This window comes from Kitasatospora sp. NPDC127035, assembly GCF_042726075.1.
Classification (GTDB): domain Bacteria; phylum Actinomycetota; class Actinomycetes; order Streptomycetales; family Streptomycetaceae; genus Kitasatospora.
Genome location: NZ_JBHXDN010000007.1, coordinates 130,543 through 147,956 on the forward strand (window position 1 = coordinate 130,543; position 17,414 = coordinate 147,956).

The window sequence follows — 17,414 nt, forward strand, 5'->3', positions numbered from 1 at the left end:
GCGGAAAGCATCGCGCGCAGGCGGCACCCGAAAAGCGAAGAGTGCCGCGAGTCGGCCCGGTCAGGGCCCACTCGCGACACTCTACGCGCGTAACAAATGGCAGTGCTAGAGCCGCTCCGGCCCGAACGCGTCGGGCAGGACCTCACTCATCGGGCGCACCCCGGACGGCAGCTCGATCAGCAGCTCCGGCCCGCCGTGCTCGTACAGCAGCTGGCGGCAGCGCCCGCACGGCATCAGCAGCTCTCCGGCCCCGTCCACGCAGGTGAACGCGGTCAGCCGGCCGCCTCCGCCGGCGTGCAGCGCGGAGACCAGACCGCACTCGGCGCAGAGGCCGATCCCGTACGAGGCGTTCTCGACGTTGCAGCCGGTGACCACCCGGCCGTCGTCCACCAGGGCGGCCGCGCCGACCGGGAACCTGCTGTACGGGGCGTAGGCGTGGGTCATCGCCTCGCGCGCCGCCTCGCGGAGCGCCTCCCAGTCGACCGTCGCGGCCGCGGCCGTCACTTGCCCTGGCCCTTGCGGTAGATCTGGCCGTCGGCCTTCGGCGGGCGCAGCCGCTGCGAGGCCAGCGAGAGCACCACCAGGGTGATGACGTACGGCGTCGCCACGATCAGCGGACGCTGCACCTCCTCGGTGGTGAAGTACCAGGTGAAGAGGCCACCGGCGACCACGAAGGTGATCAGCGCGGCCGGGATCTTGCGGCGGTACAGGTTCCAGAGCGCCAGCAGCACCATCGCGATGGCGACCACCAGGATCAGCACGTGCACCGACTCCGGGTCACGCAGCTGGAGGCTGTCGGTGAAGCCGAACAGGCCCGCGCCCATGGCGAGACCGCCCGGCATCCAGTTGCCGAAGATCATCGCCGCGAGGCCGATGAAGCCGCGGCCGTTGGTCTGGCCGTCCTTGTAGAAGTGCGCCGCGACCAGCGAGAGGTACGCGCCGCCGAGGCCCGCGAAGGCGCCGGAGGTGATGACCGCGAGGTACTTGTACTTGTAGACGTTGACGCCCAGCGACTCCGCAGCGGTCGGGTTCTCGCCGCAGGAACGCAGCCGCAGGCCGAACACGGTGCGCCAGAGCGCGAAGTAGCTGACCACGATCAGCGCGCCGGCCAGCAGCACGACCACCGAGATGTTGGTGACCAGACCGCCGAGCACGCCGGCCACGTCGGAGACCAGGAACCAGTGGTGGGTCTCGATGTCCTTCAGGCCGGACGAGAGGCCGGGGATCGTGATGTACGGCAGCGGATCGGCCGGCGGGGACTGGTTCGCGCCGGCACCGGCGGAGATGTAGTCCTTGTAGTAGATCCGGTTGACGTACGCGCAGATGCCGGGGATCAGCAGGTTGACGCCGACGCCGGAGACGATGTGGTCGACGCCGAACGTCACGGTGATGACGGCGTGGAGCAGACCGCCCAGCGCACCGCCGAGCATGCCGGCCACCAGGCCGAACCACGGGCTGACCAGGTAGCCGCCCCAGGCGCCGGCGAAGGTGCCGGCGACCATCATGCCTTCGAGGCCGATGTTGACCACGCCGGCCCGCTCGGACCAGAGACCGCCGAGGCCCGCCATGCCGATCGGCACGGCGGCGCTGAGCGCGGCGGTGACCTGACCGGAGGAGGTCAGCGAGTGGTTGTCGGTGATCATGCCGACGGCCGAGAAGAGGACCAGGGCGCCCGCGATCAGCAGCAGCACCACCGGCCAGGACATCTTGCGCTTCTTGGCGGGAGCGCCCGGCGCCTTCGCCCGGGCTGCGGTGGCCGTGCTCATGCGGACACCTCCTTCTTCTCGTTGGCCGCGGCGGCCTGGGCGGCGAGTTCGGCGCCGACCTTCTGCTGCTGGCGCTTGAGGCCGTAGCGACGCACCAGCTCGTAGGCGACGACGACGCAGATGACGATGGTGCCCTGCATGACCGGGACGATCTCGAACGGGAAGCCGCCCTGGAGCGGCAGCTGGGAGCCGGTGGCGTCCAGGAAGGCGAAGAGCAGGGCCGCGAAGGCCATGCCGATCGGGCTGTTGCGGCCGAGCAGCGCGACCGAGATGCCCAGGAAGCCGAGGCCGCCCTGGAAGCTCTGGCCGTAGTTGTACGAGTTCTGCAGCAGCTCGGGCAGACCGATCAGACCGGCCAGCGCACCGGAGACCGCCATGGAGATGACGACCATGCGCTTGACGTTCACGCCGGACGCGGTCGCCGCGGACTCCGAGCGGCCGGTGGCGCGCAGGTCGAAGCCGAAGCGGGTCCGGGTCAGGGTGAACTGGAAGGCCACGCCGACCAGGATCGCGATGAAGAGGAAGCCGTAGAGCGGGCCGCCGTCGGTGTTGATCGCGAAGAAGTGGCTGGACTCCGAGACCGGGGCGGTCTGGATCGAGTTGCTGGTGCCGCTCTTCTCCGGCGCGAAGATGCCGGGGACGAGCAGCAGGCCGACGATGGCGACCGCGATGGCGTTCAGCATGATGGTCGAGATGACCTCGCTGACGCCGCGGAGGACCTTCAGCAGACCGGCGATGCTCGCGTACAGGCCGCCGACCAGCATGGCGGTGATCAGCAGCAGCGGGATCTGGATGAACGACGGCAGGTCGAGCCGGCTGCCGACGAAGGCGGCGAACAGCGCGGCCACCTTGTACTGGCCCTCGACGCCGATGTTGAAGAGGTTCATCCGGAAGCCGAAGGCGGCGGCCGCGGCGGCCAGGTAGTACGTGGTGGACCGGTTGAGGATGGCCACCTGGCCGTCCGACTTGGTGGCGTACGTGATCATCACGTTCCAGGCGTCGAACGGGTTCTTGCCCGAGGTCGCCAGGAGGACGGAACAGATCACGACGGAGAGCAGCACGGCGAGCACCGGCGCTGCGAGGGCGAGCACGATCTTCTCGCCGCTGATCCGCTGCGCCAGCGAACGCTTGGCTGCGGGGTTGGGACTGGTCATGTGGCTACTCCCCCGCCTGCTGGTCGTCGGCGGTGTCGGTGGGGGTGTCGTCCCCGGCGGTGACGGACGGGGCGTCGTCCCCGGCGGCGGGCTCGGCCTCGGTGCCCTCGACCCGGGTCGCCTGGAACTCCTCGACGGCCTCGGGCTCGGACTCGATGTGGCCGCGGGCCGCACCGGTCATCGCGGTGCCGAGGTCCTCGGCGGTGACGGTGGCCGGGTCCGCGTCGGCGACCAGCCGGCCGCGGTAGATCACCCGGATGGTGTCGGAGAGCCCGATCAGCTCGTCCAGGTCGGCGGAGATCAGCAGGACCGCGAGGCCCTCGCGCTGCGCGACCCGGATGTGCTCCCAGATCTGCGCCTGCGCGCCGACGTCCACACCGCGGGTGGGGTGGGCGGCGATCAGCAGCTTGGGCCGGTGGCTCATCTCGCGGCCGATGATCAGCTTCTGCTGGTTGCCGCCGGAGAGGGAGGCCGCGGTGACCTCGATGCCGGGGGTGCGGACGTCGTACTCCTCGACGATCCGCGCGGTGTCCCTGCGGGCACCGGCGGGGTCGAGCAGGACGCCCTTGGAGTTCGGGGCCTCGGTGACGTGGCCGAGGATCCGGTTCTCCCAGAGCGGGGCCTCCAGCAGCAGGCCGTGCCGGTGGCGGTCCTCGGGGATGTAGCCGATGCCGGCCTGGCGGCGGGCCCGGGTGAGGGTGCCGGAGAGGTCCTTGCCGTCGAGGGTGACGGCGCCTGCGTCGAGCGGCAGCATGCCCATGACGGCCTCGACCAGTTCGGCCTGGCCGTTGCCCTCGACACCGGCGATGCCGAGGATCTCGCCCTTGTGGATGCGCAGCGAGATGTCGTCCAGGACCACGCGCTCGATGCCCTCGGCGTCGGTCTTGGCGATCCGCAGGCCCGCGACGTCCAGCATCACGTCGGTGGTGACGGTGGACTCGCGGCTCTCCGGGGAGGGCAGCTCGGAGCCGACCATCAGCTCGGCCAGCTGGCGGGCGCTGACGCTCTTCGGGTCCGCGTCGCCGACGGTGGTGCCGCGGCGGATGACGCTGATCGCGTCCGCCACCGAGAGCACCTCGTGCAGCTTGTGCGAGATGAAGATGACGGTGACGCCCTCGGACTTGAGCTCGCGCAGGTTGTCGAAGAGCGCGTCGACCTCCTGCGGGACGAGCACCGCGGTGGGCTCGTCGAGGATGAGGATCTTGGCGCCGCGGTAGAGCACCTTGAGGATCTCGACGCGCTGGCGGTCGGCCACGCCGAGGTCCTCGACCAGGGTGTCCGGGCGCACGCCCAGGCCGTACTGGTCGGAGATCTCCTTGATCTTCGCCTTGGCCTTGGCGCCGATGCCGAACAGGTGCTCGCCGCCGAGGACGACGTTCTCCCAGACGGTGAGGTTGTCGGCGAGCATGAAGTGCTGGTGCACCATGCCGATGCCGCGCGCGATGGCCTCGCCCGGGGTGTTGAACTCGCACAGCTCACCGTTGATCGCGATGGTGCCCTCGTCCGGCTTCTGCATGCCGTAGAGGATCTTCATCAGCGTCGACTTGCCGGCGCCGTTCTCGCCCATGAGGGCGTGCACGGTACCGGTGCGGACGGTGAGGTTGATGTCGTGGTTGGCCACGACACCGGGGAAGCGCTTGGTGATGCCGCGCAGTTCGACGGCCGGTGTCGCCGTCCCCGCGCTGGGGGTACCGCCCGTGTGCGGGGCGGGGTCGGATGCGGTGATGGCGATCTCCTGGTGGTCTGGAGGCGCGTCGTTGCGCTGGAGGGCCAAAAGCGAAAAGCGGTGGAGGGACGGGACGGGGCCCGGGGGTACGCACTGAGCGCACCCTTCCGGGCCCCTCCCTGATGTTGCGTCCATCATGGCGCTGCCGGGCAGGCGGCAGCGGCAGCGACGTCCGGTCGAACCCCTACTTGGTGGGGTCGGTCGGGACGGTGGTGGCGCCGCTCTTGATGGCGTTGCCGGCCTCGTCGAGCTTGGCCTTGATGTCGTCGATCTTGTTGCCGGTGGTGGCCAGCGAGACACCGTCGGCCTTGAGGTCGAAGTTCTTCACGCCGGTGAAGGGGGTGCCCTTCTTGATCGACTCGACGTAGGAGAAGACGGCCTTGTCGACGTTCTTCACCATCGACGTGAGGATGCTGTTCTTGTACTTCGCCAGGGCCGGCTGGGCGGCCTGGTCGGAGTCGACGCCGATGGCCAGGGCGTTGGCGTTGGCAGCGGCCTCGATCGCACCGTTGCCGGAGGAGCCGGCGGCGGTGTAGATGACGTCGGCCTTCTTGTCGAGCTGGCCCTGGGCGGCCTCCTTGCCCTTGTCGGGCGAGGCGAAGCCGGAGAAGTCCGGGGGCGTGGTGAGGTAGGTGACCTCGACCGGCATGTTCGGGTCGACGGACTTGACGCCCGCGCGGTAGCCCGCCTCGAACTTCTTGATCAGCTCGGTCTGCACGCCGCCGATGAAGCCGACGTGCTTGTTCTTCGACTTGAGGGCGGCGGCCACACCGGCCAGGTACGAGCCCTCCTGCTCGGAGAACGTCAGCGAGGTGACGTTGCTCGGCTGGGTCTCGGAGGCCGAGTCGATGATCGCGAACTTGGTGTTCGGGTTCTCCTTGGCGATCTTCTCGACCGCAGCCTGGTACACGAAACCGACCGCGATGATCGGGTTGTAGCCGGCGGTGACCAGGTTCTTGAGCCGGGTCTCCTTGTCGGCCTCGGCCTCGCCGGTCTTGGCGTCGGCCTCGGTCACGGCGACGCCGAGCTCGTTCTTGGCCTTGTCCAGGCCGCGCGCGGCGGAGTCGTTGAACGACTGGTCGCCGCGGCCACCGATGTCGTAGGCCATGCCGACCTTCAGGCCGCCGTCGGCGGAGCCGGAAGAGGCGGCGGTGTCGTTGCTCTTTGCGCCGCAAGCGGCGAGCGAGGCGATGCCCAGGGAACCCGAGAGCACAACCGCGGCGAGCTTAGTAGAACGGCGCAAGGGAGTATCTCCTTCTCACACGCACCCGATTAGCGTGGTCGGACGCCACCGTAACGCGCGTAGAACACGGTTGGGTTACGGGCCGCCGGAGCATTCGGGTTGTTATCAAACCGTGGTCTCACGGCCCTCCCGACGCCCCTTTTCCATGCAGGAACGGCGGTCGGAACTGGCGCAGCCCAGTGTACGTAACCGTAAATAAAGCCTGTATTGCGACAAACCGGACACTCATGGTGAGTGTCCGGTTTACGACCGCCGAAAGGGCCCTCAGAGGACCTCGGAGCCCTCCCCGGGCTCCGTGTCCGGATCCAGGGCCAGCGCCGCGAACAGCTCCACACCGATCGCGATCGCGCGCTCGTCCACGTCGAATCTGCCCTGGTGCAGGTCACGGACGGCGGTGTCGCCGGGGGTGCGGACGCCGAGCCGGGCCAGCGCACCCGGAGCGTGCTCCAGGTACCAGGAGAAGTCCTCGCCGCCGAGCGACTGCTCGGTGTCCTCCACCACCTGGCGGCCGGAGCGGCCGAAACGCGCTGTCATGGCCTCCTCCAGCAGGGCCACCGAGACCGCCTCGTTGACCACCGGCGGGACACCCCGGTGGTAGTCCAGCGTCCACTTGGCCCGGTACGTCTCGGCGAGCCTGGCGATCAGCTCGTGCAGCAGCTCCGGCGCATCCCGCCAGCCGGCCAGCTCCAGGCAGCGGACGGTGCCCTCCAGCTCCGCGTGCTGCGGGATCACGTTGGGCGCGGAGCCGGCGGCGATCCGGCCCCAGACCAGCGAGACGCCCCAGCGCGGGTCCATCCGGCGGGCCAGCAGGGTCGGGAGGTCGGCCGCCATCCGGGCGATCGCGGTGACCAGGTCCGTGGTCAGGTGCGGGCGGGCGGTGTGGCCGCCGGGACCGTCCAGGCTCAGGACCAGGCGGTCGCAGGCCGAGGTGATCGCCCCGACCCGCAGCCCGACCCGGCCCACCTCCACCTTCGGGTCGCAGTGCACCGCGAAGATCCGCTCGACGCCGTCCATCCCGCCGGCCGCGATCACGTCCAGCGCACCGCCGGGCATGACCTCCTCGGCGGGCTGGAAGACCAGCCGGACCGGACGGCGCAGCTCGCCGGTGCGGGCCGCCTCGGCCAGCACCAGCGCGGTGCCCAGCACCACCGAGGTGTGCACGTCGTGGCCGCAGGCGTGGGCCCGGCCGGGCACGGTCGAACGGTAGGGGACGTCGGTCTTGGCGTCGTCGATCGGCAGGGCGTCGATGTCGGCGCGGAAGGCCAGGAAGCCGGCCCCGCGCGGTGCGGACTCGGGAACGACGTCGACGAGCATTCCGGTGCCGCCCGGGAGGATCCGGGGGGCGAGGCCCGCGGCGACCAGGCGGTCGCGCAGCAGACCGGTGGTACGGAACTCCTGGCGGCCCAGCTCCGGGTGCCGGTGCAGGTCCCGCCGGAAGGCGATCAGCTCGGGCTCCAGCCCGCTCACCCGGTCACGGAGACCGGCGGCGGGACGGGCAGCGGTGAGGGTGACGGCCGACTGGGCGGACTCACGACGGTTCATCTCAACAAGGGTAGGCCCGTTGGGGGGATTTGGCCCGACTTCCGGAAAAGAAGTCCCCGGATGGGCGCATACCGGCCGAGCAGGTGGGTATGACATCTTGTTTCAGCCGCCTTCCCCAGGTTCCTGCCCAGTGCAACGACCGTCGGCGATCAAGGTCACGCCCCTCCCACCAGGGGAATTGACGATGGCTCGGAATCGCACGGCGGCACCGACGGTCCGGCCCCGCACCACTCAGAACCGCTCGACCGGGGCGTAGCCGCCCCAGACCTCGCGCAGCGCGTCGCAGACCTCGCCCACGGTGGCCCGGGCGGCCAGCGCCTCCCGCATCGGGTACAGCACGTTGTCCGGCCCACCGGCCGTCCGGCGCAACGCGGCCAGCGAGCGGTCCACCGCCGACCGGTCCCGCGCCGCCCGCACCCGGGCCAGCCGCGCCACCTGCCGCCGGCCGGCCTCCGGGTCCACCCTGAGCGGCCGGTACCGCTCCTCGGACGCCAGCCGGAACCGGTTGACCCCGACCACCGTCCGCTCCCCCGCCTCGGTCTCCCGCTGGATCCGGTAGGCGTTCCGCTCGATCTCCGTCTTCTGGTACCCGGCCTCGATCGCGGCCACCGCGCCGCCGAGTTCCTCGACCCGGGCCATCAGCACGAGCACGGCCTCCTCCGTCGCGTCGGTCAGCGCCTCCACGGCGTACGAGCCGGCGAACGGGTCGACGGTGGCGGTCACGTCGGTCTCGTACGCGAGCACCTGCTGGGTGCGCAGGGCGAGCCGGGCCGCCTTCTCGGTGGGCAGCGCGATCGCCTCGTCGAAGGAGTTGGTGTGCAGCGACTGGGTGCCGCCGAGCACCGCCGCGAGGGCCTGCACCGCGACCCGGACCAGGTTGACCTCGGGCTGCTGGGCGGTCAGCTGCACCCCGGCGGTCTGGGTGTGGAAGCGCAGCATCTGCGAGCGGGGGTCCCGGGCACCGAACTCGTCGCGCATCACCCGGGCCCAGATCCGGCGGGCCGCGCGGAACTTCGCGACCTCCTCCAGCAGCGTGGTCCGGGCCACGAAGAAGAAGGAGAGCCGGGGCGCGAAGTCGTCCACCGCCAGACCCGCCGCCCGTGCGGCGCGCACGTACGCGATGCCGTCGGCCAGGGTGAAGGCGACCTCCTGCGCGGGCGTCGCCCCGGCCTCGGCCATGTGGTAGCCGGAGATCGAGATGGTGTTCCAGCGCGGGATCTCGGCCCGGCAGTACCGGAGGACGTCCGCGACCAGCCGCAGCGAGGGCCGCGGCGGGAAGATGTAGGTGCCGCGGGCGATGTACTCCTTGAGCACGTCGTTCTGCACGGTGCCGGTGAGCCGGGCCGGCGGCACCCCCCGGGCCTCGCCGACCAGCTGGTAGAGCAGGAGCAGCAGGGCGGCCGGTGCGTTGATGGTCATCGAGGTGGAGACCTCGCCGAGCGGGATGCCCTCGAACAGGTCGGCCACGTCCTCGACGCTGTCCACCGCGACGCCGACCCGGCCGACCTCCCCGGCGGCGAGCGGGGCGTCCGAGTCGTAACCCATCTGGGTCGGCAGGTCGAAGGCGACCGAGAGGCCGGTGGAGCCGCCGGCGATCAGCTGCCGGTAGCGGGCGTTGGACTCGGCCGCGGTGCCGAAGCCGGCGTACTGGCGCATCGTCCAGAGCCGGCCCGTGTACATCGACGGGTGGACGCCCCGGGTGTACGGGTACGCGCCCGGCCGGCCCAGCCGCTCGGCCGGGTCCCGGCCGGCCCGGGCCTCGGGGCCGTAGAGCGGCGCGATCGGGAGGCCCGACTCGGTGCGGCGCGGTTCGGGCGGCGGTTCGGGGGTCATGGTGTCCTCCGCGGTGTTCGGCCGGACGGTCCCCTCCCCTCGCAATGTAACGCCGGCGGCCCGGGGGCGAGCGGCCTTGAGATGATCGGCTGAACCGACCGGATATCTCAGGAGTGGCAATGACCGAGCAGAAGGTGGCCGTCGTCACCGGCGCGAGCAGCGGGATCGGCGCGGCAACCGCCCGCCGGCTCGCGGCCGAGGGCTTCGACGTGGTGCTGACCGCCCGCCGGACCGACCGGATCGAGCAGCTGGCCAAGGAGATCGGTGGGCGCGCCCACACCCTGGACGTGACCGACCGGGCCGCCGTGGACGCCTTCGCGGCCGGGATCGGCCGGGTGGACGTCCTGGTGAACAACGCCGGCGGGGCGATCGGGGCCGAGCCGGTGGAGTCGGGCGACCCGGCGGACTGGCTGGCCATGTACCAGGTGAACGTGCTCGGCGTGCTGCACGTGACGCAGGCGCTGCTGCCGGCCCTGCGGGCGAGCGGCGACGGCACCATCCTCGTCCTCTCCTCCACCGCGGCGCTGGCCGCGTACGAGGGCGGCGGCGGCTACGTGGCGGCCAAGCACGCGGCGCACACCATCGCCGCGACGCTCCGGCTGGAGCTGTGCGGGGAGCCGGTCCGGGTGATCGAGATCGCCCCGGGCATGGTCAAGTCCGAGGGCTTCGCCGTCACCCGGTTCCGCGGCGACGAGGAGAAGGCCGCCTCCGTGTACGCGGGCGTCGCCGAGCCGCTGACCTCGGAGGACGTCGCCGACACCGTGGCCTGGGCGGTCACCCGGCCGTCCCACGTCAACATCGACCTGCTGGTGGTCCGCCCGCGCGCCCAGGCCGCCAACCACAAGGTGCACCGGGAACTCTGACCCCTCCCCCGCCCCCGGCCGGGCCGGGCCGCCACGGTGCGGCCCGGCCCATGGCGGCGTTCAGGCTGTTCGCATACGTTCGAGCCTTTCGGCACCGGCCTTCCGGGGCCGGCACCCCGGGGGTGCGCACCGGGGCTGTCACCCGACAGTGGTACATACGTGCGATGACGAATTATCGGGCCGCCCGCCCGCGCTTTCTGCTGGCCGCGGTCGCTGCCGGCACCCTTCTCCTCACCACGGCGTGCGGCGGGGACCAGAAGCCCGCCCAGGACCAGGCCGCCACCACCCCGCCGACGGCCGCCACCACAGCCGCCGGGACGCCGACGCCCACCCCGACGCCCACCCCGACCGCGAAGCCGACCGGCGCCGCCGACCCCGCGCTCAAGCCGTTCTACGGCCAGCAGATCAGCTGGGCCGCCTGCGCCCCGGACGCCGAGGCGGCCGAGGCGAAGATCGACACGTCCCTGATGAAGTGCGGCAAGCTGCACGTCCCGCTCGACTACGCCGACCCGGCGGGCGAGGCCCTCGACCTCGCGCTGATCAAGCTGCCCGCCGGCAAGCAGGACCAGCGGATCGGCTCGCTGATGGTCAACCCCGGCGGCCCGGGCGGCTCCGGCGTGGAGATGGTCAAGTTCGGCGCCGAGCAGTTCGACGGCACCCTGCACAACCGCTTCGACGTGATCGGGTTCGACCCGCGCGGCACCGGCGGCAGCTCCCCGGTGGTCTGCCTGGACGACAAGCAGCGCGACGCGCTCAACGCGCAGGACGACCCGCTCGACCCGCAGGAGGCGAAGGCCCTGTCGGACAAGCAGGAGGCCGAGTACATCGCCGCCTGCCAGGCCAAGTCCGGCAAGCTGCTGCCCTTCGTCGGCACCCGCAGCACCGCGCGCGACCTGGACGTGCTGCGCGCCGCCGTCGGCGACCAGAAGCTCAACTACCTGGGCATCTCCTACGGCACCTACCTCGGCGCGCTCTACGCGGAGGAGTTCCCCGGGAACACCGGCCGGCTGATCCTCGACGCCGCCGTCGACCCCGCCCAGGAGAGCCTCGACAGCAGCGTCAACCAGATCATCGGCTTCGCGAAGTCCTTCGAGCGCTTCGCCGTCGACTGCGTCGAGAACCACGCCGACGAGTGCGCGCTGGGCAAGTCCTCCGCCAAGGCCGCCAAGAAGGCCGCCGACTTCCTCGACGGGCTGCGCGACAAGCCGCTGCCCACCAAGGACGGCCGCAAGGTCGGCAGCGGCCTCGCCTGGACCGGCGTCACGCAGATGCTCTACGGCGACGAGAAGACCTACTGGCCGTACCTGCGGCTCGCCTTCGCCGAGGCGATGCAGGCCCGCCAGGGCAACGTCCTGCTCGCTTCCGCCGACGAGTCCAACGGCCGGGACGACCAGGGCCACTACGACCCCAGCGAGGCGGCCCTGGTCGCCGTCCGCTGCGCCGACGGCGCCTCCTCGGCCCCGACGCCCGAGCAGGCCCAGGCGGCCGTGGCGAAGCTCCGGCAGGAGGCCCCGCTGCTCACCAAGGACGTCACCGCGGAGGACTTCACCGAGGGCTCCTGCACCGGCTGGCCGTTCAGGTCGCCCGAGAAGCCGCACACCGTCCGGGCCGAGGGCAGCGCGCCGATCCTGGTCGTCGGCTCCACCGGGGACCCGGCCACCCCGTACGCCGCCGCCGAGTCGCTGGCCAAGGGCTTCGCCAACGCCACCCTGCTGACCCGGGTCGGCGAGGGCCACGGCGCCTTCGGCAAGGGCAACGGCTGCATCGACGCGGCCTACGCCGCCTACCTCACCGAGGGAACGCTCCCGGCCGCCGGGACCAGGTGTTCCTGACGCGTTGCCGGGCGCCGTGCGGAGCGACCCCGTGGAACGCGGTGCTGACGGAAGGGGCACGGGGGACGGCACGTCGTAGCAGATGAAGATGGGGAGGGCGCTGACACCGAGGTGTCAACGTCACAACTTGATAGCTCGTTCGGATGAAATCCGCGTGCGCTCTCCCCAACTGATGACCGCTCAACTACCTTTGAGTCGCTGACGGAGGGGCGTTGGACGCCGCCCCGCAGCCTCATACTTCACCTGACTTCACCACCACTTCACCGGCCCCTTCCCGCCCTCACGAGGAGGACCCGCTGGCCAGCGACATTCCGTCACAGCGGCTCGACCCCCGGACCGAGCCGACCCTCCTCGGACTGCACCGCTTCAACGAGGCCGACGCCGGCGCCGCCGAAGAGGCCCTGCTGGCCTGCTGCGGCAGCCACCGGTGGGCCCTCAGGCTCACCGCGCACCGGCCCTACCCCGACATAGAGTCCCTGCTGGCCGCCGCCAGCGAGGCCTCGTACGACCTGCGCCCGGCCGACCTGGCCGAGGCGCTGGCGGACGAGAGCTGGATGCCGCAGCCGCTCCTCGGCATGCGCGCACCCGGCAGCCAGGCGGCGCACACCGCGCTCCGGGCGGCCCACGCCGCCTACGAGGCCAGGTTCGGCCACGTCTTCGTGGTCTGCCTGGAGAACGTCGTCCCCGAGGAGATGCTCGACACCGTCCTCAGCTCGATCCGCACCCGGCTCGCCAACGACCGGGACGAGGAGCGTCTGGTGGCGTCCGACGAACTGCGCCGGATCGCCCTCACCCGCCTGGAACACCTGGTCGCCACCCACTCCGGGGCCTCGGCCCGCTGAGCCGCCCGGTCGTTCTCCGGGCGGCTCAGCCCTTCTGGGCCGCCCGCAGCTTGGCCACCTGCTGGCCGACGATCCGCCCGTCCGGCTCGGGGGCCGGAGCCGGGCCCACGCCGACCGTGCTGAACACCACCAGCGCCGGACCGACCCGCGCCAGCACCGCACGCTGAGCGAGCACCACCGAGCCCGATTCATTCGTGAGGGTGAATCCGGTCACGGCGTCGGCTCCCCCGGGCGTGGGCGTGTCGTTCCGGCTCAGCCGGTGCCGGGTCCGCACCTCCTTGCGCCCCTTCTCCGCCGGCGGCGGCGGCGCCGTCGAGGTGAAGTCCGCACACGGACCGAACAGGCCCCCCAGCTCCGCCTGCAGCCGGGCCGCCCGGTCGCCCCGGTAGCCGAGCAGCCCCCCGTAGACGCTCCCCTCCGGGTCCGCGGCCCGCGCCACGCCCAGGTCCGTCTCCGCGTACGGCGCCGCCGGGCCGGGCGGGGCCGAGGCCGCGCCGGCCGCCACCGCCGGGGTCACCGCGTCCAGCAGCGGCTGGCACACCGGAAGGTCGGCGACCTCCCGCCCGCCCCCCGAGCCGGTCTCGCCGTGACCCGGCGTCATCACCGTGACCGTGTAGCCGGGGCCGAGGTCGGCGTCGGTCACCACGGCCGCGCGCAGCTCGGCCGCCGACAGCTCCCGGCCCGGGCCGCCGCCCCGGGCCCGGTCGGCGGAGCCGTCCACGGTGGCGCAGCCGGTGGCGAGGAGCAGGGCGCCGAGCACCAGGCCGGACAGCGGGCGGGTCGAGGGCCTGAGCGATAGGCGGGGCGAACGGCGGAGCGGGAGACGGGGCGGCGGAACGGGCGAGGGGCGGGGAGGGGAGGGCAGCACGGGGGCCTCGGCAGGGTGTCGGCGGCAGGGTTCGGGGGGTGCGCACGGTAGCGCGCCCGAACCATCACTTTCCGTGACAACCGACGCCCGGGTTCCCGCCCGACTAGGCCAGTCGTGCCTGATTGATCACACCTCGGGCCCCCGGAGGCGGTTCCCGACACGGCGTCGATAGGATGCTCGCGGCCGGTGGACCGTACCCGGCCGGGCTGACCGACACCGAAGCCGGCCGAGCCCCCAATCGCTTCCGGAGGGTTTTTCCGTGCCGGCTGGAACGCTGTACCGCGGCCGGGAAGGCATGTGGAGCTGGGTGGCTCATCGAGTCACCGGCGTCCTCATCTTCTTCTTCCTGTTTGCACATGTCCTGGACACCGCACTGGTGCGCGTGTCCCCCGAGGCGTACGACACCGTCATTCAGACGTACAAGACGCCACTCGTGAACCTGATGGAGTACGGCCTGGTGGCCGCCATCCTGTTCCACGCCCTGAACGGCCTGCGGGTCGTTGCCGTCGACTTCTGGTCGAAGGGCCCGAAGTACCAGAGGCAGATGCTCTGGTCCGTGGTCGGGGTCTGGGTCGTCCTGATGGCCGGCGCCTTCTACCCGATCCTGCAGCACACGCTGACCTCCTGGTTCGGGAAGTGATCTGAGACATGTCCACGGAAATCTCCGACGCCCTGGTGGTCCCCTCCGCCCAGGCGCACACCGGCAAGGGTCTCGGCACGGGCAACCCCGCCGACGACTTCGTGATCGAGCCGGCGCGCCAGCGGACGAAGAAGACCCCGCGCCGCACCCGTACCAACTTCGAGATGCTGGCCTGGCTCTTCATGCGCCTGTCCGGCATCGTCCTCGTGGTGCTGATCCTCGGCCACCTGCTGATCATGCTGGTGCTCGACGGCGGCGTCTCCAAGATCGGCTTCGCCTTCGTGGCCGGCCGCTGGGCCTCGCCGTTCTGGCAGGGCTGGGACCTCCTGATGCTCTGGCTGGCCATGCTCCACGGCTCCAACGGCATGCGGACGGTCATCAACGACTACGCCGAGAAGGACTCCACCCGGCTCTGGCTGAAGGGCCTCATGGGCGCCGCCACGGTCTTCACCGTGTTGCTCGGCACCCTGGTGATCTTCACTTTCGACCCGAACATCTAATCGGCAATCGGCAGAGGCCAGAGGCGAGTTAGAACCCCCATGCAGATTCACCAGTACGACACCGTCATCGTCGGCGCCGGCGGCGCCGGCATGCGCGCGGCCATCGAGTCGACCCAGCGCAGCCGCACCGCGGTGCTCACCAAGCTCTACCCCACCCGGTCCCACACCGGCGCGGCCCAGGGCGGCATGTGCGCCGCCCTCGCCAACGTCGAGGAGGACAACTGGGAGTGGCACACCTTCGACACGGTCAAGGGTGGTGACTACCTGGTCGACCAGGACGCCGCCGAGATCATGTGCAAGGAGGCCATCGACGCCGTCCTCGACCTGGAGAAGATGGGTCTCCCCTTCTCCCGCACCGAGCAGGGCCGGATCGACCAGCGCCGCTTCGGCGGCCACTCCCGCAACCACGGCGAGGCCCCGGTCCGCCGCTCGTGCTACGCGGCCGACCGCACCGGTCACATGATCCTCCAGACGCTGTTCCAGAACTGCGTCAAGCACGGCGTCGAGTTCTTCAACGAGTTCTACGTCCTCGACCTGCTGCTCAACGAGGGCAAGACCGCCGGCGTCGTCGCCTACGAGCTGGCCACCGGCGAGATCCACGTCTTCCAGGCCAAGTCGGTCGTCTTCGCCTCCGGCGGCACCGGCAAGTTCTTCAAGGTCTCCTCCAACGCCCACACCCTCACCGGTGACGGCCAGGCCCTGGTCTACCGCCGCGGCCTGCCGCTGGAGGACATGGAGTTCTTCCAGTTCCACCCGACGGGCATCTGGCGCATGGGCATCCTGCTCACCGAGGGCGCCCGCGGCGAGGGCGGCATCCTGCGCAACAAGGACGGCGAGCGCTTCATGGAGCGCTACGCCCCCGTCATGAAGGACCTCGCGTCCCGTGACGTCTGCTCCCGCGCGATCTACACCGAGATCCGCGAAGGCCGCGGCTGCGGTCCGGACGGCGACCACGTCTACCTGGACCTCACCCACCTGCCGCCGGAGCAGCTGGACGCCAAGCTCCCGGACATCACCGAGTTCGCGCGCACCTACCTCGGCATCGAGCCCTACACGGACCCGATCCCGATCCAGCCGACCGCGCACTACGCCATGGGCGGCATCCCGACCAACGTCGAGGGCGAGGTGCTGCGCAACAACACCGACGTGGTCCCCGGCCTGTACGCGGCCGGCGAGGTCGCCTGCGTGTCCGTGCACGGCGCCAACCGCCTGGGCACCAACTCGCTGCTGGACATCAACGTCTTCGGCAAGCGCGCCGGCATCGCCGCCGCCGACTACGCGCAGACGGTGGGCTACACCGAGCTGCCCGAGAACCCGGCCGAGAAGGTCCAGGCCCTGGTCGACAACCTGCGCGAGTCCACCGGCACCGAGTCCGTGGCGGTGATCCGCAAGGAGCTGCAGGAGACCATGGACACCAACGCCATGGTCTACCGCACCGGTGCCACCCTCAAGCAGGCGGTCGAGGACATCGCCGCGCTGCGCGAGCGGTACAAGAACGTCGCGATCCAGGACAAGGGCTTCCGTTACAACACGGACCTGCTGGAGGCCGTCGAGCTGGGCAACCTGCTCGACCTGGCCGAGGTCCTGGCCGTCTCCGCGCTCGCCCGCGAGGAGTCGCGCGGCGGTCACTACCGCGAGGACTTCCCGACCCGTGACGACGTGAAGTTCATGCAGCACACCATGGCGTACCAGGAGGTTGCCGCGGACGGCACCACCTCCATCCGCCTCGACTACAAGCCGGTCGTCACGACCCGCTACCAGCCGATGGAGCGTAAGTACTGATGAGCACTCCGACCGTGGAGAAGCACTCGGCCGCTCTGGACGCGGCCGAGAGCGGGGCCGTCAAGCTGATCACCGTCACTTTCCGGATCCGCCGGTTCAACCCGGAGGAGCACCCGGACCCGGTGTGGGTCGACTACCAGCTGGAGATGGACCCGAAGGAGCGCGTCCTGGACGCGCTCAACAAGATCAAGTGGGAGCAGGACGGCACCCTCACCTACCGCCGTTCCTGCGCCCACGGCATCTGCGGCTCCGACGCGATGCGGATCAACGGCCGCAACCGGCTGGCGTGCAAGACCCTGGTCAAGGACGTCAACCCGGAGAAGCCGATCACGATCGAGGCCATCAAGGGCCTGACGGTCCTCAAGGACCTGATCGTGGACATGGACCCGTTCTTCCAGGCGTACAAGGACGTCATGCCGTTCCTCATCACCAAGGGGAACGACCCGACCCGCGAGCGCCTGCAGTCCGCCGAGGACCGCGAGCGGTTCGACGACACCACCAAGTGCATCCTGTGCGCCGCGTGCACGTCGTCCTGCCCGGTCTTCTGGAACGACGGCCAGTACTTCGGTCCGGCCGCGATCGTCAACGCGCACCGCTTCATCTTCGACTCGCGCGACGAGGGTGCGGAGCAGCGGCTGGAGATCCTGAACGACCGTGAGGGCGTCTGGCGCTGCCGGACCACCTTCAACTGTTCGGAGGCCTGCCCGCGTGGCATCGAGGTCACCAAGGCGATCCAGGAAGTGAAGCGGGCGCTGGTCACCCGTCGCTTCTGATCCCCGCTCCCTGTCGAAGGCCCCGTCCGATCTCACGATCGGACGGGGCC

Annotated in this window: 15 protein-coding genes; 7 read left to right on the forward strand and 8 right to left on the reverse strand. The window is 70.9% G+C overall.

Going from position 1 to position 17,414, the window contains the following annotated elements; translation table 11 throughout:
• Positions 1–105: 105 nt before the first annotated feature.
• The 7 genes from ACFWIC_RS06840 to ACFWIC_RS06870 form a co-directional block, all read right to left on the reverse strand.
• A complete protein-coding gene (locus tag ACFWIC_RS06840; RefSeq protein ID WP_329947721.1) occupies positions 106–504 on the reverse strand; it encodes a cytidine deaminase in 399 nt (132 codons plus the stop codon).
• Entirely contained in the window at positions 501–1,766 is a 1,266-nt protein-coding gene (locus ACFWIC_RS06845; RefSeq protein WP_329885302.1) for an ABC transporter permease, read from the reverse strand. The genes ACFWIC_RS06840 and ACFWIC_RS06845 overlap by 4 nt, the downstream gene beginning before the upstream one ends.
• Positions 1,763–2,920: an ABC transporter permease gene (locus ACFWIC_RS06850; protein ID WP_329885303.1), complete on the reverse strand. Its 1,158-nt coding sequence runs from the start codon at positions 2,918–2,920 to the stop codon at positions 1,763–1,765. The genes ACFWIC_RS06845 and ACFWIC_RS06850 overlap by 4 nt, the downstream gene beginning before the upstream one ends.
• A gap of 4 nt (positions 2,921–2,924) precedes the next feature.
• A complete protein-coding gene (locus ACFWIC_RS06855) occupies positions 2,925–4,781 on the reverse strand; it encodes an ABC transporter ATP-binding protein (RefSeq protein ID WP_380358636.1) in 1,857 nt (618 codons plus the stop codon).
• A gap of 49 nt (positions 4,782–4,830) precedes the next feature.
• Positions 4,831–5,889 (reverse strand): BMP family ABC transporter substrate-binding protein, encoded by a 1,059-nt coding sequence (locus ACFWIC_RS06860; protein WP_329885304.1) that lies wholly within the window; start codon positions 5,887–5,889, stop codon positions 4,831–4,833.
• Between the two features lie 264 nt (positions 5,890–6,153).
• A complete protein-coding gene (locus tag ACFWIC_RS06865; RefSeq protein ID WP_380358607.1) occupies positions 6,154–7,431 on the reverse strand; it encodes an amidohydrolase in 1,278 nt (425 codons plus the stop codon).
• A gap of 231 nt (positions 7,432–7,662) precedes the next feature.
• On the reverse strand, positions 7,663–9,264 hold the full coding sequence (locus ACFWIC_RS06870) for a methylmalonyl-CoA mutase (protein ID WP_380516497.1): 1,602 nt from the start codon (positions 9,262–9,264) through the stop codon (positions 7,663–7,665).
• Between the two features lie 119 nt (positions 9,265–9,383).
• Between ACFWIC_RS06870 and ACFWIC_RS06875 the strand changes: the two genes are divergently transcribed.
• The 3 genes from ACFWIC_RS06875 (at position 9,384) to ACFWIC_RS06885 (ending at position 12,801) form a co-directional block, all read left to right on the forward strand.
• Positions 9,384–10,127: an SDR family oxidoreductase gene (locus ACFWIC_RS06875; protein WP_329885307.1), complete on the forward strand. Its 744-nt coding sequence runs from the start codon at positions 9,384–9,386 to the stop codon at positions 10,125–10,127.
• A gap of 164 nt (positions 10,128–10,291) precedes the next feature.
• Entirely contained in the window at positions 10,292–11,959 is a 1,668-nt protein-coding gene (locus tag ACFWIC_RS06880) for an alpha/beta hydrolase (protein WP_380358611.1), read from the forward strand.
• Positions 11,960–12,255: 296 nt separating this feature from the next.
• Positions 12,256–12,801, forward strand: a complete 546-nt coding sequence (locus ACFWIC_RS06885; RefSeq protein WP_380358639.1) for a 2-oxo-4-hydroxy-4-carboxy-5-ureidoimidazoline decarboxylase — start codon at positions 12,256–12,258, stop codon at positions 12,799–12,801.
• A gap of 25 nt (positions 12,802–12,826) precedes the next feature.
• Here ACFWIC_RS06885 and ACFWIC_RS06890 read toward each other — a convergent pair whose 3' ends face one another.
• Positions 12,827–13,561 (reverse strand): hypothetical protein, encoded by a 735-nt coding sequence (locus ACFWIC_RS06890; protein ID WP_355403557.1) that lies wholly within the window; start codon positions 13,559–13,561, stop codon positions 12,827–12,829.
• 367 nt (positions 13,562–13,928) lie between these two features.
• Between ACFWIC_RS06890 and sdhC the strand changes: the two genes are divergently transcribed.
• The 4 genes from sdhC to ACFWIC_RS06910 are packed head-to-tail and all read left to right on the forward strand — an operon-like array spanning position 13,929 to position 17,364.
• Positions 13,929–14,309, forward strand: coding sequence for a succinate dehydrogenase, cytochrome b556 subunit (sdhC, locus tag ACFWIC_RS06895; protein WP_329885310.1), 381 nt, complete (start codon positions 13,929–13,931; stop codon positions 14,307–14,309).
• An 8-nt stretch (positions 14,310–14,317) separates the two neighbouring features.
• Entirely contained in the window at positions 14,318–14,809 is a 492-nt protein-coding gene (locus ACFWIC_RS06900) for a succinate dehydrogenase hydrophobic membrane anchor subunit (protein ID WP_329885311.1), read from the forward strand.
• A gap of 39 nt (positions 14,810–14,848) precedes the next feature.
• The gene (sdhA, locus tag ACFWIC_RS06905) at positions 14,849–16,591 is read left to right on the forward strand and encodes a succinate dehydrogenase flavoprotein subunit (RefSeq protein ID WP_329885312.1); all 1,743 of its coding nucleotides are present in this window, start codon (positions 14,849–14,851) and stop codon (positions 16,589–16,591) included.
• Complete coding sequence (locus ACFWIC_RS06910) at positions 16,591–17,364, forward strand: succinate dehydrogenase iron-sulfur subunit (RefSeq protein ID WP_329885313.1); 774 nt, start codon at positions 16,591–16,593, stop codon at positions 17,362–17,364. Before sdhA ends, ACFWIC_RS06910 begins: the two co-directional genes overlap by 1 nt.
• Positions 17,365–17,414 lie beyond the last annotated feature (50 nt).

What these genes read in the sequence shown, in the direction of transcription:
- sdhA (WP_329885312.1), top strand. Translation starts at nt 14,849, where the DNA reads ATGCAGATTCACCAGTACGACACCGTCATCGTCGGCGCCGGCGGCGCC.
- ACFWIC_RS06845 (WP_329885302.1), bottom strand. Translation starts at nt 1,766, where the DNA reads ATGAGCACGGCCACCGCAGCCCGGGCGAAGGCGCCGGGCGCTCCCGCC.
- ACFWIC_RS06850 (WP_329885303.1), bottom strand. Translation starts at nt 2,920, where the DNA reads ATGACCAGTCCCAACCCCGCAGCCAAGCGTTCGCTGGCGCAGCGGATC.
- ACFWIC_RS06880 (WP_380358611.1), top strand. Translation starts at nt 10,292, where the DNA reads ATGACGAATTATCGGGCCGCCCGCCCGCGCTTTCTGCTGGCCGCGGTC.
- ACFWIC_RS06910 (WP_329885313.1), top strand. Translation starts at nt 16,591, where the DNA reads ATGAGCACTCCGACCGTGGAGAAGCACTCGGCCGCTCTGGACGCGGCC.
- ACFWIC_RS06900 (WP_329885311.1), top strand. Translation starts at nt 14,318, where the DNA reads ATGTCCACGGAAATCTCCGACGCCCTGGTGGTCCCCTCCGCCCAGGCG.
- ACFWIC_RS06875 (WP_329885307.1), top strand. Translation starts at nt 9,384, where the DNA reads ATGACCGAGCAGAAGGTGGCCGTCGTCACCGGCGCGAGCAGCGGGATC.
- ACFWIC_RS06870 (WP_380516497.1), bottom strand. Translation starts at nt 9,264, where the DNA reads ATGACCCCCGAACCGCCGCCCGAACCGCGCCGCACCGAGTCGGGCCTC.
- ACFWIC_RS06865 (WP_380358607.1), bottom strand. Translation starts at nt 7,431, where the DNA reads ATGAACCGTCGTGAGTCCGCCCAGTCGGCCGTCACCCTCACCGCTGCC.
- ACFWIC_RS06855 (WP_380358636.1), bottom strand. Translation starts at nt 4,781, where the DNA reads ATGGACGCAACATCAGGGAGGGGCCCGGAAGGGTGCGCTCAGTGCGTA.